The sequence below is a fragment of the Streptomyces sp. NPDC031554 genome, assembly GCF_055580685.1.
Map to the genome: position 1 here is coordinate 693,682 of NZ_JBVIKX010000002.1, position 15,914 is coordinate 709,595.

General features: G+C 73.7%; 13 protein-coding genes and 1 pseudogene. 8 read left to right on the forward strand and 6 right to left on the reverse strand.

Annotation, left to right across the window (positions count from 1 at the left end; genetic code table 11):
* The first annotated feature begins 43 nt into the window (after positions 1-43).
* Positions 44-931, forward strand: coding sequence for a helix-turn-helix domain-containing protein (locus ACZ5FU_RS08445; protein WP_468646438.1), 888 nt, complete (start codon positions 44-46; stop codon positions 929-931).
* A 98-nt stretch (positions 932-1,029) separates the two neighbouring features.
* On the opposite strand, the gene ACZ5FU_RS08450 is transcribed toward ACZ5FU_RS08445, so the two are convergent.
* Positions 1,030-2,433, reverse strand: coding sequence for a glycoside hydrolase family 16 protein (locus tag ACZ5FU_RS08450; RefSeq protein ID WP_468646437.1), 1,404 nt, complete (start codon positions 2,431-2,433; stop codon positions 1,030-1,032).
* A gap of 661 nt (positions 2,434-3,094) precedes the next feature.
* Here ACZ5FU_RS08450 and ACZ5FU_RS08455 point away from each other — a divergent pair.
* The 3 genes and pseudogenes from ACZ5FU_RS08455 to ACZ5FU_RS08465 form a co-directional block, all read left to right on the forward strand.
* Positions 3,095-3,373, forward strand: a complete 279-nt coding sequence (locus tag ACZ5FU_RS08455) for a metal-sensitive transcriptional regulator (protein WP_030789151.1) — start codon at positions 3,095-3,097, stop codon at positions 3,371-3,373.
* 488 nt (positions 3,374-3,861) lie between these two features.
* Positions 3,862-5,199 carry a 6-phospho-beta-glucosidase gene (locus ACZ5FU_RS08460; protein WP_468646436.1) on the forward strand — a complete coding sequence of 446 codons (1,338 nt, stop codon included), beginning with the start codon at positions 3,862-3,864 and terminating at the stop codon, positions 5,197-5,199.
* A gap of 69 nt (positions 5,200-5,268) precedes the next feature.
* A pseudogene (locus ACZ5FU_RS08465) lies at positions 5,269-5,442 on the forward strand (glycosyl hydrolase-related protein); the annotation flags it as partial.
* A 514-nt stretch (positions 5,443-5,956) separates the two neighbouring features.
* Here the strand turns inward: ACZ5FU_RS08465 and ACZ5FU_RS08470 are convergent.
* A complete protein-coding gene (locus tag ACZ5FU_RS08470; RefSeq protein WP_469045090.1) occupies positions 5,957-7,096 on the reverse strand; it encodes an ATP-grasp domain-containing protein in 1,140 nt (379 codons plus the stop codon).
* A 270-nt stretch (positions 7,097-7,366) separates the two neighbouring features.
* Between ACZ5FU_RS08470 and ACZ5FU_RS08475 the strand changes: the two genes are divergently transcribed.
* Entirely contained in the window at positions 7,367-8,227 is an 861-nt protein-coding gene (locus ACZ5FU_RS08475; RefSeq protein WP_451531215.1) for a metallophosphoesterase family protein, read from the forward strand.
* Positions 8,224-8,913: a 4'-phosphopantetheinyl transferase family protein gene (locus ACZ5FU_RS08480; protein ID WP_468646435.1), complete on the forward strand. Its 690-nt coding sequence runs from the start codon at positions 8,224-8,226 to the stop codon at positions 8,911-8,913. The genes ACZ5FU_RS08475 and ACZ5FU_RS08480 overlap by 4 nt, the downstream gene beginning before the upstream one ends.
* Before the next feature lie 72 nt (positions 8,914-8,985).
* Here ACZ5FU_RS08480 and ACZ5FU_RS08485 read toward each other — a convergent pair whose 3' ends face one another.
* From ACZ5FU_RS08485 to ACZ5FU_RS08495, 3 genes are all read right to left on the reverse strand, one after another.
* On the reverse strand, positions 8,986-9,225 hold the full coding sequence (locus tag ACZ5FU_RS08485; protein ID WP_451781500.1) for a hypothetical protein: 240 nt from the start codon (positions 9,223-9,225) through the stop codon (positions 8,986-8,988).
* Between the two features lie 451 nt (positions 9,226-9,676).
* A complete protein-coding gene (locus ACZ5FU_RS08490) occupies positions 9,677-10,219 on the reverse strand; it encodes a toxin-antitoxin system, toxin component (protein WP_451531226.1) in 543 nt (180 codons plus the stop codon).
* 41 nt (positions 10,220-10,260) lie between these two features.
* Positions 10,261-10,911 carry a helix-turn-helix domain-containing protein gene (locus ACZ5FU_RS08495; RefSeq protein WP_451531212.1) on the reverse strand — a complete coding sequence of 217 codons (651 nt, stop codon included), beginning with the start codon at positions 10,909-10,911 and terminating at the stop codon, positions 10,261-10,263.
* Positions 10,912-11,139: 228 nt separating this feature from the next.
* On the opposite strand from ACZ5FU_RS08495, the gene ACZ5FU_RS08500 reads away from it, so the two are divergent.
* On the forward strand, positions 11,140-11,805 hold the full coding sequence (locus ACZ5FU_RS08500) for an MmyB family transcriptional regulator (RefSeq protein WP_451531211.1): 666 nt from the start codon (positions 11,140-11,142) through the stop codon (positions 11,803-11,805).
* A gap of 175 nt (positions 11,806-11,980) precedes the next feature.
* On the opposite strand, the gene ACZ5FU_RS08505 is transcribed toward ACZ5FU_RS08500, so the two are convergent.
* A complete protein-coding gene (locus tag ACZ5FU_RS08505; RefSeq protein ID WP_451530562.1) occupies positions 11,981-13,492 on the reverse strand; it encodes an MFS transporter in 1,512 nt (503 codons plus the stop codon).
* Positions 13,493-13,794: 302 nt separating this feature from the next.
* On the opposite strand from ACZ5FU_RS08505, the gene ACZ5FU_RS08510 reads away from it, so the two are divergent.
* Complete coding sequence (locus ACZ5FU_RS08510) at positions 13,795-15,852, forward strand: phosphocholine-specific phospholipase C (protein WP_468834298.1); 2,058 nt, start codon at positions 13,795-13,797, stop codon at positions 15,850-15,852.
* The last annotated feature ends 62 nt before the right edge of the window (positions 15,853-15,914 follow it).

The following is a 15,914-nucleotide window of genomic DNA, read 5'->3' on the forward strand; positions in this document are numbered from 1 at the left end:
ACCCCGGCGGCACCGGGCGGGTACGAGGCGGCACGAGAGCGACATGGCGGACACCGGCGTCGGAGACGGCGACGCGATCAGGACGTTCCCCTTCCCGGTGGGCCTCAGCGTCGGCGGCGTCGGCATGCAGGTCGGCCCCATGGGGACCGGCCGCGTCTGGCACGCCGACGCGCCGCTGGAGCGCGTCCACCGGATCGACTTCCACACCGTCCTGCTGTTCACCGACGGTCCCGTCCGTCACATGGTCGACTTCGCCGAGTACGAGGCCACGGCCGGCGACGTCCTGTGGATCCGCCCGGGCCAGGTCCACCGCTTCTCGAAGACCAGCGAGTACCGCGGAACCGTCCTCACCATGCAGCCCGGTTTCCTGCCCCGCGCCACCGTCGAGGCCACCGGCCTGTACCGCTACGACCTGCCGCCGCTGCTCCACCCCGACGAGGCCCGGTCGGCCGGCCTGCGCGCGTCCCTGACGCAGCTGCAACGGGAGTACGAGGACACCACGACCCTGCCGCTCAGCCTGCACACCTCGGTGCTGCGGCACAGCCTGACGGCGTTTCTGCTGCGCCTCGCGCATCTCGCCGCCAGCTCGGCGGAGGCGGCCGGCCGCCAGGCCGACACCACCTTCACCCTCTTCCGGGACGCCGTGGAACGGGACTTCGCCACCAACCACAGCGTCAGCGCGTACGCCGACGCGCTCGGTTACTCCCGCCGCACCCTCGTGCGCGCGGTGCGCGCCGCGACCGGCCAGACGCCCAAGGGCTTCATCGACCGGCGGGTCGTCCTGGAGGCGAAGCGGCTCCTCGCCCACACGGAACTGCCGATCGGCCGGGTCGGCGCGGCGGTGGGCTTCCCCGACCCGGCGAACTTCTCCAAGTTCTTCCAGCAGCACACGGACGTGACACCGGCGGCGTTCCGCGCGGAACTGCGCTGAAACGCCGCCGGGTCGACGGTCCCGCCCCGCGCGCCCCGCGCGCCCCGCGGGCCCCGCGGATCTCGGGGCCCGCGGTGGCCGCAGGGCTCTCAGTGGCCTCAGTGGCCGAAGCTGAACCAGTTCACGTTCACGAAGTCGGCGGGCTGGCCGCTGGTGAAGGTCAGGTAGACGTCGTGGGTGCCGGTGACGGAGGTGATGTTCGCCGGGACCGTCCGCCACGACTGCCAGCCCCCCGTGTTGGCCAGCGCGAAACTCCCGATCGGCGTGGCGGTACGGCTGTCCAGGCGCACCTCGACCAGACCGCTGACGCCGCCGGCCGCGCCGCTCGCCACCCGGGCGTTGAACTGCCGGGCCGCCGTGGAACCGAAGTTCACCCCGCGGAAGAGCGCCCAGTCGCCGTTGGCCAGGGCGCCGATGTTCTGGCCGCCGCCGCTGTCGGTGGTGGTCTCGGTGATCGTGCCGGAGTGGGCGTCGTACGACTCGGCCTGGACGGCGGCGTAGGCGTCGCGGTTGCCGGTCGGGGGAGGCGTGGTGCCGCCCCCGCCGCCCGCGGCCTGCAGGACCTGCACGTAGTCGACGACCATCGGCACGCCCGGACGCGTGTCACCGTCCAGGCCGCCGCCGAACGCGTCCGGGAAGCCGCCGCCCATCGCCACGTTGAGGATGACGAAGAACCCGTGGTTCGTCGCGTTGTTCCAGGTGGTGGCGTCCATCTGGGCGGCCGTCACCGTGTGGTAGTTGACGCCGTCGACGAAGAAGCGGATCGCCTCGGGGGTCACCGAGCGGTCCCACTCCATCGTGTAGGTGTGGAAGCCGGACTGGCACGTGGTGTTGGGACACGCGGTGGAGTTGCCGATGCCGGTGGTCTCGTTGCACGGACCGCCCGGACTGGTCCCGCAGTGCATCGTCGACCAGACGCGGTTCAGCCCCTGGACGTTCTCCATGATGTCCAGCTCGCCGACCGCGGGCCAGTTCTGGTAGTTGCCCCGGTAGGGGGCGCCCAGCGTCCAGAAAGCCGGCCAGTAGCCCTCGGCGGCGGTCCCCGTCACGTTCGGCATCTGCAGCCGGGCCTCGACCCGCAGCTTGCCGCCGGACGGGGGCTGGAAGTCGGTGCGCCTGGTCTCGATGCGGCCCGAGGTCCAGCGGCCCGCCGCGTCCCGGAGCGGGGTGATGCGCAGGTTGCCGCTGCCGTCGAGCGAGACGTTGCTCGTGCTGTTCGTCATCGTCTCGACCTCGCCGGTGCCCCAGTTCGCGGGGCCGCCCGGGTACGAGGTGCCGGTGGCGTACTGCCAGTTCGAGGTGTTCACGCCGGTGCCGGCGGTGCCGTTGAAGTCGTCGAGGAAGACCTGCGACCACCCCGACGGGGGAGTGGGCGCGGAGGCGTTGGCGGACGGCGAGGCGACCGCGGCGGCCGCCGCCAGACCGAGGGTGCCGACGGCGGCGACGAGTGCCCGCCGCAGGGAGCGGCGTCTGCGGGGAGGTGTGCCGGAGGGTTCGCTCATGGTGGGGAGTGCCTCTCGGGTACGGAGTGGTCATGCGCGGGTGCCGTCGACAGCGCCGATGCCTGAGAGCGCTCTCACGGCGTCGCCAATGTGCCCCCCGGCACCCCGGCCGTCAAGACTCAAAGCAAGGAAAGTCCTTTCCTGCGGGGCGAGTTCACCCTGTGAACGGCAGCCGTTCCTGGGCGGGCCGGACCCGCGGAGAGTGCTTGCCCCCTTCGGCCGGGTCCGCTCCGCGGCCGGCGACCGCCCCTGGGCGGGTCCGGTCGGGGGCCGGCGACTGCCCCTGGGTGGGTCCGGTCGGGGGCCGGCGACTGCCCCTGGGTGGGTCCGGTCGGGGGGGCGATCGCCCTTGCGGGGTTCGGCCGTGCGGGCGGCGACCGTCTCCGGGTGGTTCGAAGGGTGGGCGGTGCCGGCCGGCGGCGACCGGTGCGCCGGGGTGTGGGGATCGGGGGCAGGGCTGCGGGGACCGGAGTGCGAGGATCGGGGGGCCGAGGGCCGAGGGCCGGAGTACGAGGATCGGGGCCGAGGTCATGGGGACCGAGGGCCGGGGGGCCGGGGCGCGGGATCGGTGGCCGCCGGTGCGGGCAAGGAACAGAAACTCCTCCCGGAGTGTTTCCCCCAGCGGGTACGATACCCATGGGGGTATATAGGAGGAGGAAGTGTGCAACTCGACATGTCGGCCGAGGAGCTGAAGTCGGCGCTCAACCGTCTGCGGCGGGCGCAGGGCCAGCTCGCGGGCGTGATCCGGATGATCGAGGAGGGCCGGGACTGCGAGGACGTGGTCACCCAGCTCGCGGCGGTCTCCCGGGCCCTGGACCGGGCCGGCTTCTCGATCATCGCGACCGGGCTGGAGCAGTGCATGACCAGCGAGGACCCCGAGGTGCGCGACTCCGCGCAGATGCGGGCCCGGCTGGAGAAGCTCTTCCTGTCCCTGGCCTGACCGGGGAGTCCTCGGCGGTCCGGCGGCCGCGCGCCGCGACACCGGAACGCCGCACATCGCGACGCCGCACGTCACGGGGCCGCACGCCACGGGGCCGCACGTGCCGGAGCACCGTGCGCGCCGCTACGTCGGAGCGCGTCGTGGGCGGCCGTGTGCCGGCGGGGACCGGGCATGGCCGGTCCGGTCCGGGCCGGTCGTACCGGTCCGGACCGGCGGGGGAGTGCCCGATGCGCGCCCCCACCGGCGCTTCCGCTCCGGATTCCTCCCGGACCCGGCAGTCGTTACGGTTACCGAACAGGGACCGCCCGACGACGGCCGGGCGCGCCCGCCCGCACGGCCCGGTGGGCGGACGGCCCGGCGGCCGGTGGCCCGCGGCCCGTGAGGGCTGGACGTGGTGGTGACCGACGCGCCGGCCGGCCCGGCGGACCGTCCTCCCCGGAGGCGGGCCCGGCCGGAGAGGCGCGGGCGTGAGCAGGAGAGGTGCGAGCGTGAGACTGACGATTCTGGGCGGCGGCGGGTTCCGGGTGCCGCTGGTGTACGGGGCACTGCTGACGGACCGCGCCGAGGGGCGGGTCACGGAGGTCGTCCTGCACGACCTCGACGGCGGCCGGCTGCACGCGGTCGCCCGTGTCCTGGCCGAACAGGCGTCGACGGTGGCCGACGCCCCCACCGTGACCACGACCACCGATCTCGACGAGGCACTGCGCGGCGCCGACTTCGTCTTCTCCGCGATCCGCGTCGGCGGCCTGGAGGGCCGGGCGAACGACGAACGGGTGGCCCTGGCGGAGGGCGTCCTCGGCCAGGAGACGGTCGGCGCGGGCGGCATCGCCTACGGTCTGCGCACGGTGCCCGTCGCCTCCGACATCGCCCGGCGGGTGGCCCGCCTCGCCCCCGACGCCTGGGTCATCAACTTCACCAACCCGGCCGGCCTGGTCACCGAGGCGATGTCCCGCCACCTCGGCGACCGCGTCATCGGCATCTGCGACTCACCCGTGGGCCTCGGCCGCCGTGTCGCGCGCGTCCTCGGCGCGGACCCGGACGAGGCCTTCGTCGACTACGTCGGCCTCAACCACCTCGGCTGGGTGCGCGGCCTGCGGATCGCCGGCCGCGACGAACTCCCGCGCCTGCTCGCCGACCCCGGGCTGCTCGGCTCGTTCGAGGAGGGCAAGCTGTTCGGCGCCGACTGGCTCCGGTCGCTCGGCGCGATCCCCAACGAGTACCTGCACTACTACTACTTCAACCGTGAGGCCGTACGCGCCTACCGGCAGGCGGACAAGACCCGCGGCGCCTTCCTGCGCGACCAGCAGGCCGGTTTCTACGAGGAGGTGCGCCGGTCCGACGCGTCGGCGCTGAGCCTCTGGGACCGCACCCGCGCCGAACGCGAGGCCACCTACATGGCCGAGAACCGCGAGACGGCCGGCGCCGGCGAACGCGACGCCGACGACCTCTCCGGCGGCTACGAGAAGGTGGCCCTCGCCCTGATGCGGGCCATCGCCCGCGGCGAACGCACCACCTTGATCCTCAACGTCCGCAACCAGGGCACGCTCTCGGTGCTCGACGGGGACGCGGTCGTCGAGGTGCCCTGCCTCGTCGACGCCGACGGAGCCCGTCCGGTGACGGTGGCCCCGCTGCCGGCGCACGCGACCGGCCTGGTCTGCGCGGTCAAGGGGGTCGAGCGCGAGGTGCTGGCCGCCGCCGAGTCCGGTTCGCGCGCCGGCGCGGTGAAGGCCTTCGCCCTGCACCCGCTGGTCGACTCCGTGAACGTCGCCCGCCGGCTGGTCGAGGGCTACACCGCCGTCCACCCCGGCCTGGCGTACCTCAGGTAGGGCACCGGGGGGGCAGGGGGACGCCGCGGGGCGCCCGCACCCCGTGCGCTCGCACCCACGCGTCACTGCGAGTCGTGCGGCGGCCGGGCCGCCGGCCTCCTGCGCACCGGCTTTCCGCCGGCCGGCGCGCAGGTCGCGGACCTGCTGGAGCGACCGCTGGAGCCGGCCGTCACCGACGGCGGGAGCGGCGTCCCCGTGCGGCTGCGGCCCTTCCGGATCCGCACGCTCCGGCTGCGCCGCGCCACCGCCTCTCGCCGGCCCCGACCACCCGGCGAGGGGCGGGCCCGGCCGGTTCCGGGCCCGCCCCTCACCGCGAAGTCCCCCGTGCGGCCGAGGTGCCGGTCCCCGGCGTTCGTCCGCGATGCCGTCCGTGGTGTCGTCCGTGATCCCGTCCACGGTGCCGCCGACGTGCTCGGGCCGGCCGGTCGCTCCCCGTGACAGCGGCCGGCCGGCCCGATCCCCCGTTTCCGGGGATCCCCCGTCGATCCCCGGTTCCCCCGTGGTTCCCCCGTGCGGTGGTGCTCATCGTGCTGTGTCACTCCCACGAAGGTCCCCCGTGACCCCCGTCATTTCCCCCGTGATCCCCGTCGTTCCTCCGTGGGCCTTCGGTGTCACACCGTTAAGAGCGCGCACCCCGGACCCTGATACACCCCGGGAGGAAAAAATCCCCGGACATCGTGTCCGGGGGACTCTCGGGGCTCCGCGACGGCCTGCCCCCGCCGGTGGGGGCCTGCCCCCACCGGCGGGACGGTGCGGTCTACAGCGGCAGCGGCGCCTGCGCCTGCGCCGCCTGGCCCACCTCGACGGAGCCGACCGGCGCGGGCACGGCCGGCAGCAGCGGCTCCGTCTCCTCCGTCCGCTGCGCGGCGAGCGGCACCGCGCCCAGCTGGCGCGGCCCCGACACCACCGCGTAGTCCTGCCCGAGGAACGGCGGGACGATCTCGCCGGGGTCCTCGCCGAGCGCCAACTGCACCGCCGCCCAAGGGGCGTTGACCCCGCACAGGGCCAGCTGGTGCAGCCCGCCGGCCGGACGGGTGTTGACGTCCATCAGCACCGGGACGTCACCGAACATCCGGAACTGGATGTTGGACAGGTAGTGCAGCCCGAAGCCCTCGGCGATCCGGCGGGCCGGCTCCAGCCACTGCTCCTGCAGGGTGAAGCCGCGGCGGCGGCCGTTCTTGGTGCGGCCGACGGACAGCCGGATCAGGTTGTCCGGGCCGGTCAGGCAGTCCACCGACACCTCCGGCTGCTCCAGCCGCGGCATCACCAGCCAGTCCACCTGCTCCTCGGCCTGCTCCAGCGCCTCGACGACCAGGTCCAGCTGGACGTACGGCGACGGGAAACCGCTGAGCTGCGCCAGCGAGAAGGGGGCGCGGGTGACGACCCGGAAACCCACCCCGCCCGCACCGGACGCCGGCTTGAAGCACGCCTTGTGGCCGTCGGCCTCCAACGCCTCGACCGCGGCCACGAGTTCGGACGCCGTCCGGACCCGCCACCACGGCGGCACGGGCACGCCGATGGCCTGGACCGCCTCGTAGGCGATCACCTTGTCGTGGAAGACCGCGACGGCCTCCGGCGTCGGGGCGAGCAGCGCCGTCCCGGCCGCGGCGAAGTCCGCGCGGTGCGCCACGATCGCCGCCTGGTGCAGCCGGGGCACGAACACGTCGATGCCGCGGCGTCGGCACTGGTCGAGGGCGTACTCGACGTACGCGGCGGGGGACAGGCCCTCCGGCTCCAGGTCGGCGGTGTCGGCGACGGCCAGGACGGGCGAGTCGACGTCACCGTGCGTGGCGTGGATGTCCACGGCCCGGTCGCTCGGATTTCGCCGCAGCTGATCCATGAAGAACACGTTCTCCGCGTACGTGCGGTTGAGCCAGACGCGTACGCGAGAGACCATGCGGGCCGCCTTTCACGGTTCGCGGGCAGGGCGAAGCAGGCCCGGCCCGGGCAGGGGGATTGGAGGGACACCAAACCGCCCTGCGCGAAGGCAGGTCGGGGCGGTGGTGTTGGGGCGATCATACGGCTTCCCGGAGGCGCCGCGTGCAACGCACGTGTTACGGATTTTCCGATCATGTTCGTACGGGGCGCGATCGCGGGTAAGGATGGGACGGCCGCGGTGCCGTTCGTACGCGCGGTGACGGGGAGGACCGGGGGAACGGAGCACAGTGTGACGTCGACGGCCGGTGGAGCCGGGCAACTGCTGGCCATCAGCGACCTGCACATCGGCTATCCCGAGAACCGGGCCCTGGTCGAGCGCATGGCCCCGGAGACCGACGAGGACTGGCTGCTGGTCGCCGGTGACGTCTCGGAGAACGTGGCCGACATCCGCTGGGCGCTGAAGACCCTCGCGAGCCGTTTCCGCAAGGTCCTCTGGGCCCCCGGCAACCACGAGCTGTGGACCCACCCCAAGGACACCGTCACCCTGCGGGGCGTCGCCCGCTACGAGCACCTCGTCGAGGTGTGCCGCGAGCTGGGCGTGACCACCCCCGAGGACCCCTACCCGGTCTGGGAGGGCCCCGGCGGCCCCGTCGCCGTCGCCCCGCTGTTCCTGCTGTACGACTACTCCTTCCTCCCGGCCGGCTGCACCACCAAGGAGGAGGGCCTGGAGTACGCGCACGGGACGGGCGTCGTGTGCAACGACGAGTACCTGCTGCACCCCGACCCCCACCCGACCCGCGAGGACTGGTGCCGGGCCCGCGTCGCCGAGACCGAGCGCCGGCTCGCCGCCCTCCCGGAGGACCTCCCCACGGTCCTCGTCAACCACTACCCGCTGGACCGGCACCCCACGGACGTCCTGTGGTACCCGGAGTTCGCCATGTGGTGCGGCACCCGGCTGACCGCCGACTGGCACCGCCGCTTCCGGGTCGCCGCCATGGTCTACGGCCATCTGCACATCCCGCGGACCACCTGGCACGAGGGCGTCCGCTTCGAGGAGGTGTCGGTGGGCTACCCCCGCGAGTGGCGCAAACGCCCGCACCCGCCGGGCCGGCTGCGCCGCATCCTGCCCTGGAAGGACGAGAACGCGTGATCGAGGAGCTGCTGCCGGAGACGGTGGTCGCCGTGGAGGCGCACGGCGAGGACGGCGTCCGCGAGTTCGGCGACGGGCCCCTCTACCCGGAAGAAGAGGCGCTCGTGGCGCGGGCCGTCGCCAAACGCCGCCGGGAGTTCACCCTCGTACGCTCCTGCGCCCGCCGCGCGATGGACAAGCTCGGCGTGCCCCCGCAGGCCGTGCTGCCCGGTGAACGCGGCGCCCCGCAGTGGCCGGCCGGGCTGGCCGGCAGCATGACCCACTGCGACGGCTACGCGGCGGCCGCCCTGGTCCGGGCCGCCGACCTGGCCTCGCTCGGCATCGACGCCGAACCGCACCAGCCGCTCCCCGACGGCGTGCTGTCCGCCGTCGCGCTCCCCGCGGAGCGGGAACGACTGCGCCGGCTGGCCGCGGACCGGCCCGAGGTGCACTGGGACCGGCTGCTGTTCAGCGCCAAGGAGTCCGTCTACAAGGCGTGGTTCCCCCTCACCCGGAAGTGGCTGGACTTCGGCGAGGCCGACATCGAGATCGACGCCGGTCCCGCGGGCAGTTCGCAGGGCACCCTCAGGGCCCGGCTGCTCGTGCCCGGACCGGTGATCGGCGGCCACCGTCTCGGACACTTCGAGGGCGGCTGGACCGTCGGCCGCGGGCTGGTGGCGACGGCGATCACCGTCCCGCACGGCTGACCCCCCCCCGCACGACCGAGCCCCGCGGCCGCTGACGGCGGGCCGCGGGCCCGGCACCCGTCCGTCCCGCCGTCAGCGGCCCGGGAGCCAGTCGTGCAGCAGCCGGAAGAACTCCTCCTCGTTGCCCGCGAGGCCGGCGGCCGCCAGGGCCTGCTCCGCCTCGGCGATGACGGCCGGCGGCACCACCGGCGGCAGCCGGTCGCACGGCGGGCCGCCGGCATCGTCTCCGAGGGCCGCCCGGACGGTGTGGAGCAGCCGCAGATAGGCCTGCACGGCGGTGCGCTCGCGGGCGGTCGGTACGGCAGTGGGCATCGGTCGGCTCTCCCCGTGTCGGCGTCGTCCCCCACGCGCCCGTACGGCGCGTGCGCCCCCGTGCGGAGACGCACCCCCAAGCTTGCCGCCCACCACTGACAATCCGCCCGTCCCGGGCAGCGGTTCGCCCGCTCGGCCGAGGCGGGACGCCACCGTGAGCTTCGCGGGAGGCCCGACGGCCGGTGACGTCCCCGCGGCGGTCCCCGCCCCGGCCGGGCCGCACGGCCCCGCTCGGCCGCCGTGCCCGGGACCCCCTCGCTCGGCCGAGGCGGGAAGGTCACCGTGAGTCTCGCGAGAGGGCCGCCCCGGCCCAGGCCGTCCCTGCCCTCACCTCGACCGGACCGTCCCGCCGGGCCCCACCGGCCCGCTCGGCCGTCGTGCCCGGGACCGGCCCGCTCGGCCGCCGTGTCCGGGACCGGCCCGTTCTGCCGTCGTGCCCGGGGCGGGGCGTTCAGCCGCCGGCCCGGTCCTGCGGTCCGAGGTAACCGAGCGCCGCCTCGATCCGGCCCGCCAGGTGGTCGCGCCGCCCGCGGCCGCGCGGCGACGAACCGGGCAGCCAGGTCCGGCACTTGCTGGCGAGCAACAGGCCGAAGCTCTCGGCGTCCCGTTCCTCCGCCTGGTCGAAGCGGGTGCGCGCGGCGACGCTGCGGACCGTCGCCTGGAGGTCCGCCCCGTCGTGGAGCAGCCGGGCCGCCACCGCGGCGCCCGCCACGTGGTGACCGCAGTGGCCCGCCTTCATGTGCCACAGCTCGTGGCCCAGGATGACCAACTGGTGGTCGGGGGCGGTGCGTTCCTCGACCACCACGAGGTCCTGGTCGGCCATGTCGAGCCACAGGCCGCTGGCGGTGCCGGGCGGGAACGCGGCCGTACGGAAGACGACCGGGCGGCCGCGGCGGCGGCTCATGCCCTCGCACAGGGCCGCGTACAGGTCGGCGGGGGCGGCGGGGGCCGGGAGGGTCAGTTCCGCGACCAGTGCGCCGCACAGCCGGCGCATGTCCTTGGCGATGCCCACGGTTCTCCCAGTTCTCCCCCGGATCACGACTCCGGCCGCTTCACGCTCTCCAGGAGCATGTCCAGCCACTCGGCGACCTTGTCGCGGTGCTGATCGGTGGGCAGCTGGGCGGCCCGCCAGGCGATCCCGCGCACTCCGTGGTCCTGGAGCAACCGCTCCAGCGGGTCCTCGGCGGCCGCGGCCGCCTCCCGGGCGGCGAGCTTCTGGAGCAACTCCTGCTCCACGTGCTGGAGGGCGCCCGCCAGGGCCTCCGGGTCCTCGGCCGTGAGGAAGCCGGCGTGCACGCGGAAGAAGCGCTGGAGGGCGTCGCAGTGCTCCATGGTGGGGCGGCGGTCGCCGTTGATGAGGGCGCCCGCCTGCTGCCGCGACATGCCGGCGCCGTCGGCGATCTCCTGCTGGGTGTACTTGCGGCCGTTGGGCTTGAGCCGGGTGCGGCGCAACAGGTCCAGCCGCTGCAGGAACCTGGCCTGCACGTCCGGTTCCCCCGCCGGGCGGCCGCTCAGCAGGGCCTTGACCACGGATTCGGGAACGCCGGAGGCGACGGACAGCCGTCCGCTGCCGAAGACCTCCGCGTGCGGTACGCCGAGCCGGTCGGCGAGAGCGGTGACACGGGCGACGACGGCGGACAACAGCACCGTCGCCGTGGCGCCCGGAACATCGAAGCCATCCGTCACCGACAGGTCTCCTACGTCTCTCACGAGCCTCTCACGGGCACACGCGATCGCCGTGAACTGCCGGGAGAGTAACCGGTCTTCCGAACCCGCAGCCAGGTCTCGCCACAACTGTGGCCAATTTCAGCCGTCAACGAGCGCCGAATGCCACGATAGTTGACACGCCGCGCGCCGGGCAGCAGGATCGGCACGCCGCGTGAAGGCCGCAGAGGCAAGAGGGGTGACCTCCCGATGGCGTATCAGGCAGGTGGGCAGCGGTCGGTACCGCGGCCCGTCCCCGAAAGTCCCGAGGCCCAGTCCTACCTACGGGACTACGCCGCGTACCTGGAGGCCGTGCCCTTTCCTTCCGTCGTTCTCGACCACCGCTGGGACGTCGTTCTCGCCAACGACGCTTTCGCGTCACTTTTCCGCGGTGTGAGCCCGCACCCGACCGCGCTGCCGGACGACAACTTCCTGCGGTTCGTCCTCTTCCACCCGGACGCGGCGTCGGTCCTCGGCGACCACGAGGCCGGCTGGTGCCTGCCCGCGCTCGCCCGGTTCGCCGCGACCCTCGAACGGCACGGCCACGACCCCGTCCTGCAGGCGATCCGCCGCGAGATCGCCCAGGACCCCCTGATGGAGGCCGCCTACCGGCAGGGACTGCCGCACTGGGTGCGCGTCATGGGCGAGGACGCCGTCGAGCACGACGGGGCGGTCCGCACCCTGCTCCACCCCGACCCGCGCCGGCCCGCCACCGAGTGCCGTATCGTCGGCGAGACGCCGCGGACGCTGCGTGGGATGGGGTACACGCGGATGACGATGGTGCCGCGCGAGGCACCCGCACCGGCGCCCCGCGCGGGACGGCGTCCGCGCCGCACCGCGGGACACCTCAGCGTGGTCCCCGCCCCCGAGGTCTGACCGGGCACCGTCGGCGTTCAGGTCGCCGACGGCGCCCGGGTCAGCGGGACGCACCGCACGTTCCCGCCGGGGCGGTCGTGTGCGGCACGCCGACGGGCCCGGTGCTCGGGAGCACCGGGCCCGTCGTCCGCGCCGTCCCCGTCCCCACGGGCCGGCGCGGATCACCACATGCCGCTCACATGTGGACGGTGGGGGCGGCGTCGGTGTCGACCACCGGGACGCCGCGCCGGTAGAGCAGCGCCGTGACCAGCGCGCCGACCACGAAGAAGCCGGCCGACCACCAGTAGGCGGCGGAGTAGGACTCCAGCGCCGCCCGGGCCTGGGTCAGCTTGTCGGAGGGGTCCTTGCCGACCAGGTACGACGTGGCGGCGCTGGCCGCGAGGGTGTTGAGCAGGGCCGTGCCGATGGAGCCGCCGATCTGCTGCATCGTGTTGACGGAGGCGGAGGCGACCCCGGCGTCCTCGGCGGCCACGCCGCCGGTGGCGAGGCTCATGGCGGGGGCCATGATCAGGCCGATGCCGAGGCCGGTGACCAGCAGCGCGGGCAGGACGTCGGCCGCGTAGGTGCTGTCCAGGCCGAGGGCGGTCAGCCAGACCATGCCGGCCGCTCCGAGCAGCATGCCCAGCGGGACCACGGTCTTCGGCCCGACGCGCGGCAGCAGGACGCTGGTGGACGTGGTGGCGCTCACCATGAGGGCGGCGACCATCGGCAGGAAGGCCAGGCCCGTCCGGACGGCGGAGAAGCCGAGGCTGAGCTGGAGGTAGTAGGTCAGGAAGAGGAACACGCCGAACATTCCGGCGCTGGAGACCAGCATGGCGGTGAAGGACGCGCCGCGGTCGCGGTCCAGGAGCACCCGCAGCGGCAGCAGCGGGTGCGACGCCCTGGTCTGCCACCAGGTGAAGAGCGTCAGCAGGACGGCGCCGGCGGCGAGGAAGCCCCAGGACAGCGGCGAGCTCCAGTCGTGGGACTCGGCGTTGGAGAAGCCGTAGACGATGCCGAACAGGCCGGTGGTGACGAGGACCGTGCCGGGGATGTCGAGCTTGGAGCCGGGGTCGCGGGCCGTGCGCCGCAGCAGCAGCGAGCCGCCGGTGATGGCGAAGGCCGCGATGAAGAGGTTGACGTAGAGGGTCCAGCGCCAGTCCATGTACTCGGTGAGGACACCGCCGAGCAGCAGGCCCACGGCCGCGCCGGAGCCGGCGATCGCACCGAAGATGCCGAAGGCCTTGGCGCGTTCCTTCGGGTCGGTGAAGGTCGTGGTCAGCAGGGAGAGCGCGGCCGGGGCGAGCAGCGCGCCGAACAGGCCCTGCAGGGCGCGGCCCGCGACGAGCATCTCGAAGCTGGTGGCCGCGCCGGCCACGGCGGAGGCGGCCGCGAAGCCGCTCACGCCGACGAGGAAGGCGGGCTTGCGGCCGAAGAGGTCGGCGATCCGGCCCCCCAGCAGCAGCAGGCTGCCGAAGGCCAGGGAGTAGGCGGTGACGATCCAGGTCCGGTTGCCGTCGGAGAAGCCGAGGTCGGCCTGGGCGGACGGCAGGGCGATGTTCACGATGGTCGCGTCCAGCACGACCATCAGCTGGGCGAGCCCGATGACGGCGAGGATCCACCACCGGTGGCGGGGTGCGGCGGCGTCGGCGGGGGAGCCGGTCCTGCCGGACGACACCGTGTCCGGTGCTGCGGCTGTCTGAGCCATGGGGACGTACTCCAGTCGTGGTCGGTTACGAACAGGTAAAACGAAACCGTTTCGTACACCTAGCCTAGGTGCCCATCGAGCGAAACGCAAACGTTTCGCTCGTGTCCGCCCGCCCGTGCGGTGCCGGCGGTGGCCGTGCGGCGTCGGCGGTGGCCCGCTCCGCACCCCCCGTACCGTCGACCTTCACGTGGGCGCCATCCGCCCCTTCCCCCGCGTTGCGTGGCCTTGGAAGACTCCTCGCACGCGCTCCCCCGGCGAACGACCGGCCGCCGAACCCGCCCCGCACGAGAGGCCCTTCCTCCATGTCCGAGTCCGAAGTCAACCGGCGCAGATTCCTCCGGATCGCGGGTGCCACCACGGCGTTCAGCGCGCTGTCGGGCAGCATCGAGCGCGCCGCCGCCCTGCCGGCCCACCACCGCACCGGGACGATCGAGGACGTCGAGCACATCGTCGTCCTGATGCAGGAGAACCGGTCCTTCGACCACTACTTCGGCACGCTGCGGGGCGTGCGCGGCTTCGGCGACCCGCACCCCGTGACGCTCCCTGGCGGCAAGCCGGTGTGGCACCAGTCGGACGGCACCAGGGACCTGCTGCCCTTCCACCCGACCGCCGACGACCTCGGCATGCAGTTCCTCGAAGGCCTCCCGCACAGCTGGCCCGACGGGCAGGCGGCCTACAACGGCGGCAGGTACGACCGGTGGGTGCCCGCCAAGGGCACGACCACCATGGCGTACCTCACCCGCGAGGACATCCCCTTCCACTACGCGCTCGCCGACCGGTTCACCGTCTGCGACGCCTACCACTGCTCCTTCATCGGCTCCACCGACCCCAACCGCTACTACCTGTGGACGGGGCACACCGGCAACGACGGCCGCGGCGGCGGCCCCGTCCTGGGCAACGAGGAACTGGGCTACGACTGGACGACGTACCCCGAGCGCCTGGAGGAGGCGGGCGTCTCCTGGAAGATCTACCAGGACATCGGCGACGGCCTCGACGCGCGGGGCTCCTGGGGATGGATCCAGGATGCCTACCGCGGCAACTACGGCGACAACTCGCTGCTCTACTTCGACAAGTACCGCGACGCCGTCCCCGGTGACCCGCTGTACGACAAGGCCCGCACCGGCACCGACGTCAAGAACGGCGACGGCTACTTCGACCGGCTCCGGGCCGACGTGAAGGCCGGCAAGCTGCCGCAGATCTCCTGGATCGCCGCCCCGGAGGCCTTCTCCGAGCACTCCAACTGGCCCTCCAACTACGGCGCCTGGTACATCTCCCAGGTCCTCGACGCGCTCACCTCCAACCCGGCGGTGTGGGCGAGGACGGCACTGTTCGTCACCTACGACGAGAACGACGGCTTCTTCGACCACCTGGTGCCGCCGCTCCCGCCGGCGTCGGACGAGCGGGGCGGGTCCACCGTCGACGTCTCCCTGGACCTCTACCCGGGCGGCGGCACCCGCGTCGCCGGTCCCTACGGCCTCGGTCCCCGGGTGCCGATGCTCGTCGTCTCGCCCTGGAGCAAGGGCGGTTACGTCTGCTCCGAGACCCTCGACCACACCTCGGTCATCCGTTTCATGGAGCGCCGCTTCGGGGTGCGCGAGCCGAACATCTCGCCCTGGCGGCGGGCCGTCTGCGGTGACCTGACGGCCGCCTTCGACTTCTCCCGCAGGGACACCGGGCCGGTCGTGCTCCCCGGCACCGACGGGTACGCGCCGCAGGACCGCGAACGCCACCCCGACTACCGGCCCACCCCGCCCGCCGAGGGCTCCCTGCCCCGGCAGGAACGCGGCCTGCGGCCCACCCGCCCCCTCAGGTACGCGCCCTCCGTGGACGGTTCGGCCGACCCGGCCACCGGGAGGCTCACGCTCACCTTCGCCTCCGGCACCCGGGCCGGCGCCGCCTTCCTGGTCACCTCCGGCAACCGCGCCGACGGCCCGTGGAACTACACCACCGAGGCCGGCAAGAAGATCTCCGGCACCTGGGACCCGGCGCACCCGGGCGGCTCCCACGACCTCACCGTGCACGGACCGAACGGCTTCCTGCGCGTCTTCAAGGGGCCCGGGGGGACCGCGGGGCCCGAGGTCGTCGCCCGGCACGTGGGCGACGACGTGGAGCTGACCTTCACCAACCGGGGCTCCGCCGCCGTGGACCTGCGGGTGACCGACGGCTACCGCGACCGCACCACGACCGTACGGGTCCGGGTGGGCGCCGTCCTCAAGCGCACCGTCGACCTGAGGACCGGCCGACGCTGGTACGACCTCACCGTCACCTCCGCGGCCGACCCGTCGTTCCTGCGCCGGTTCGCCGGCCACGTCGAGAACGGCCGCCCCGGTGTCAGCGACCCGGCCATCGTCACGGAATGAGCCGGACGCGCGGGTAAGAGCACGGTGAACACCGCATCGTGGGGGCTGGTCGGGTCCGGGCG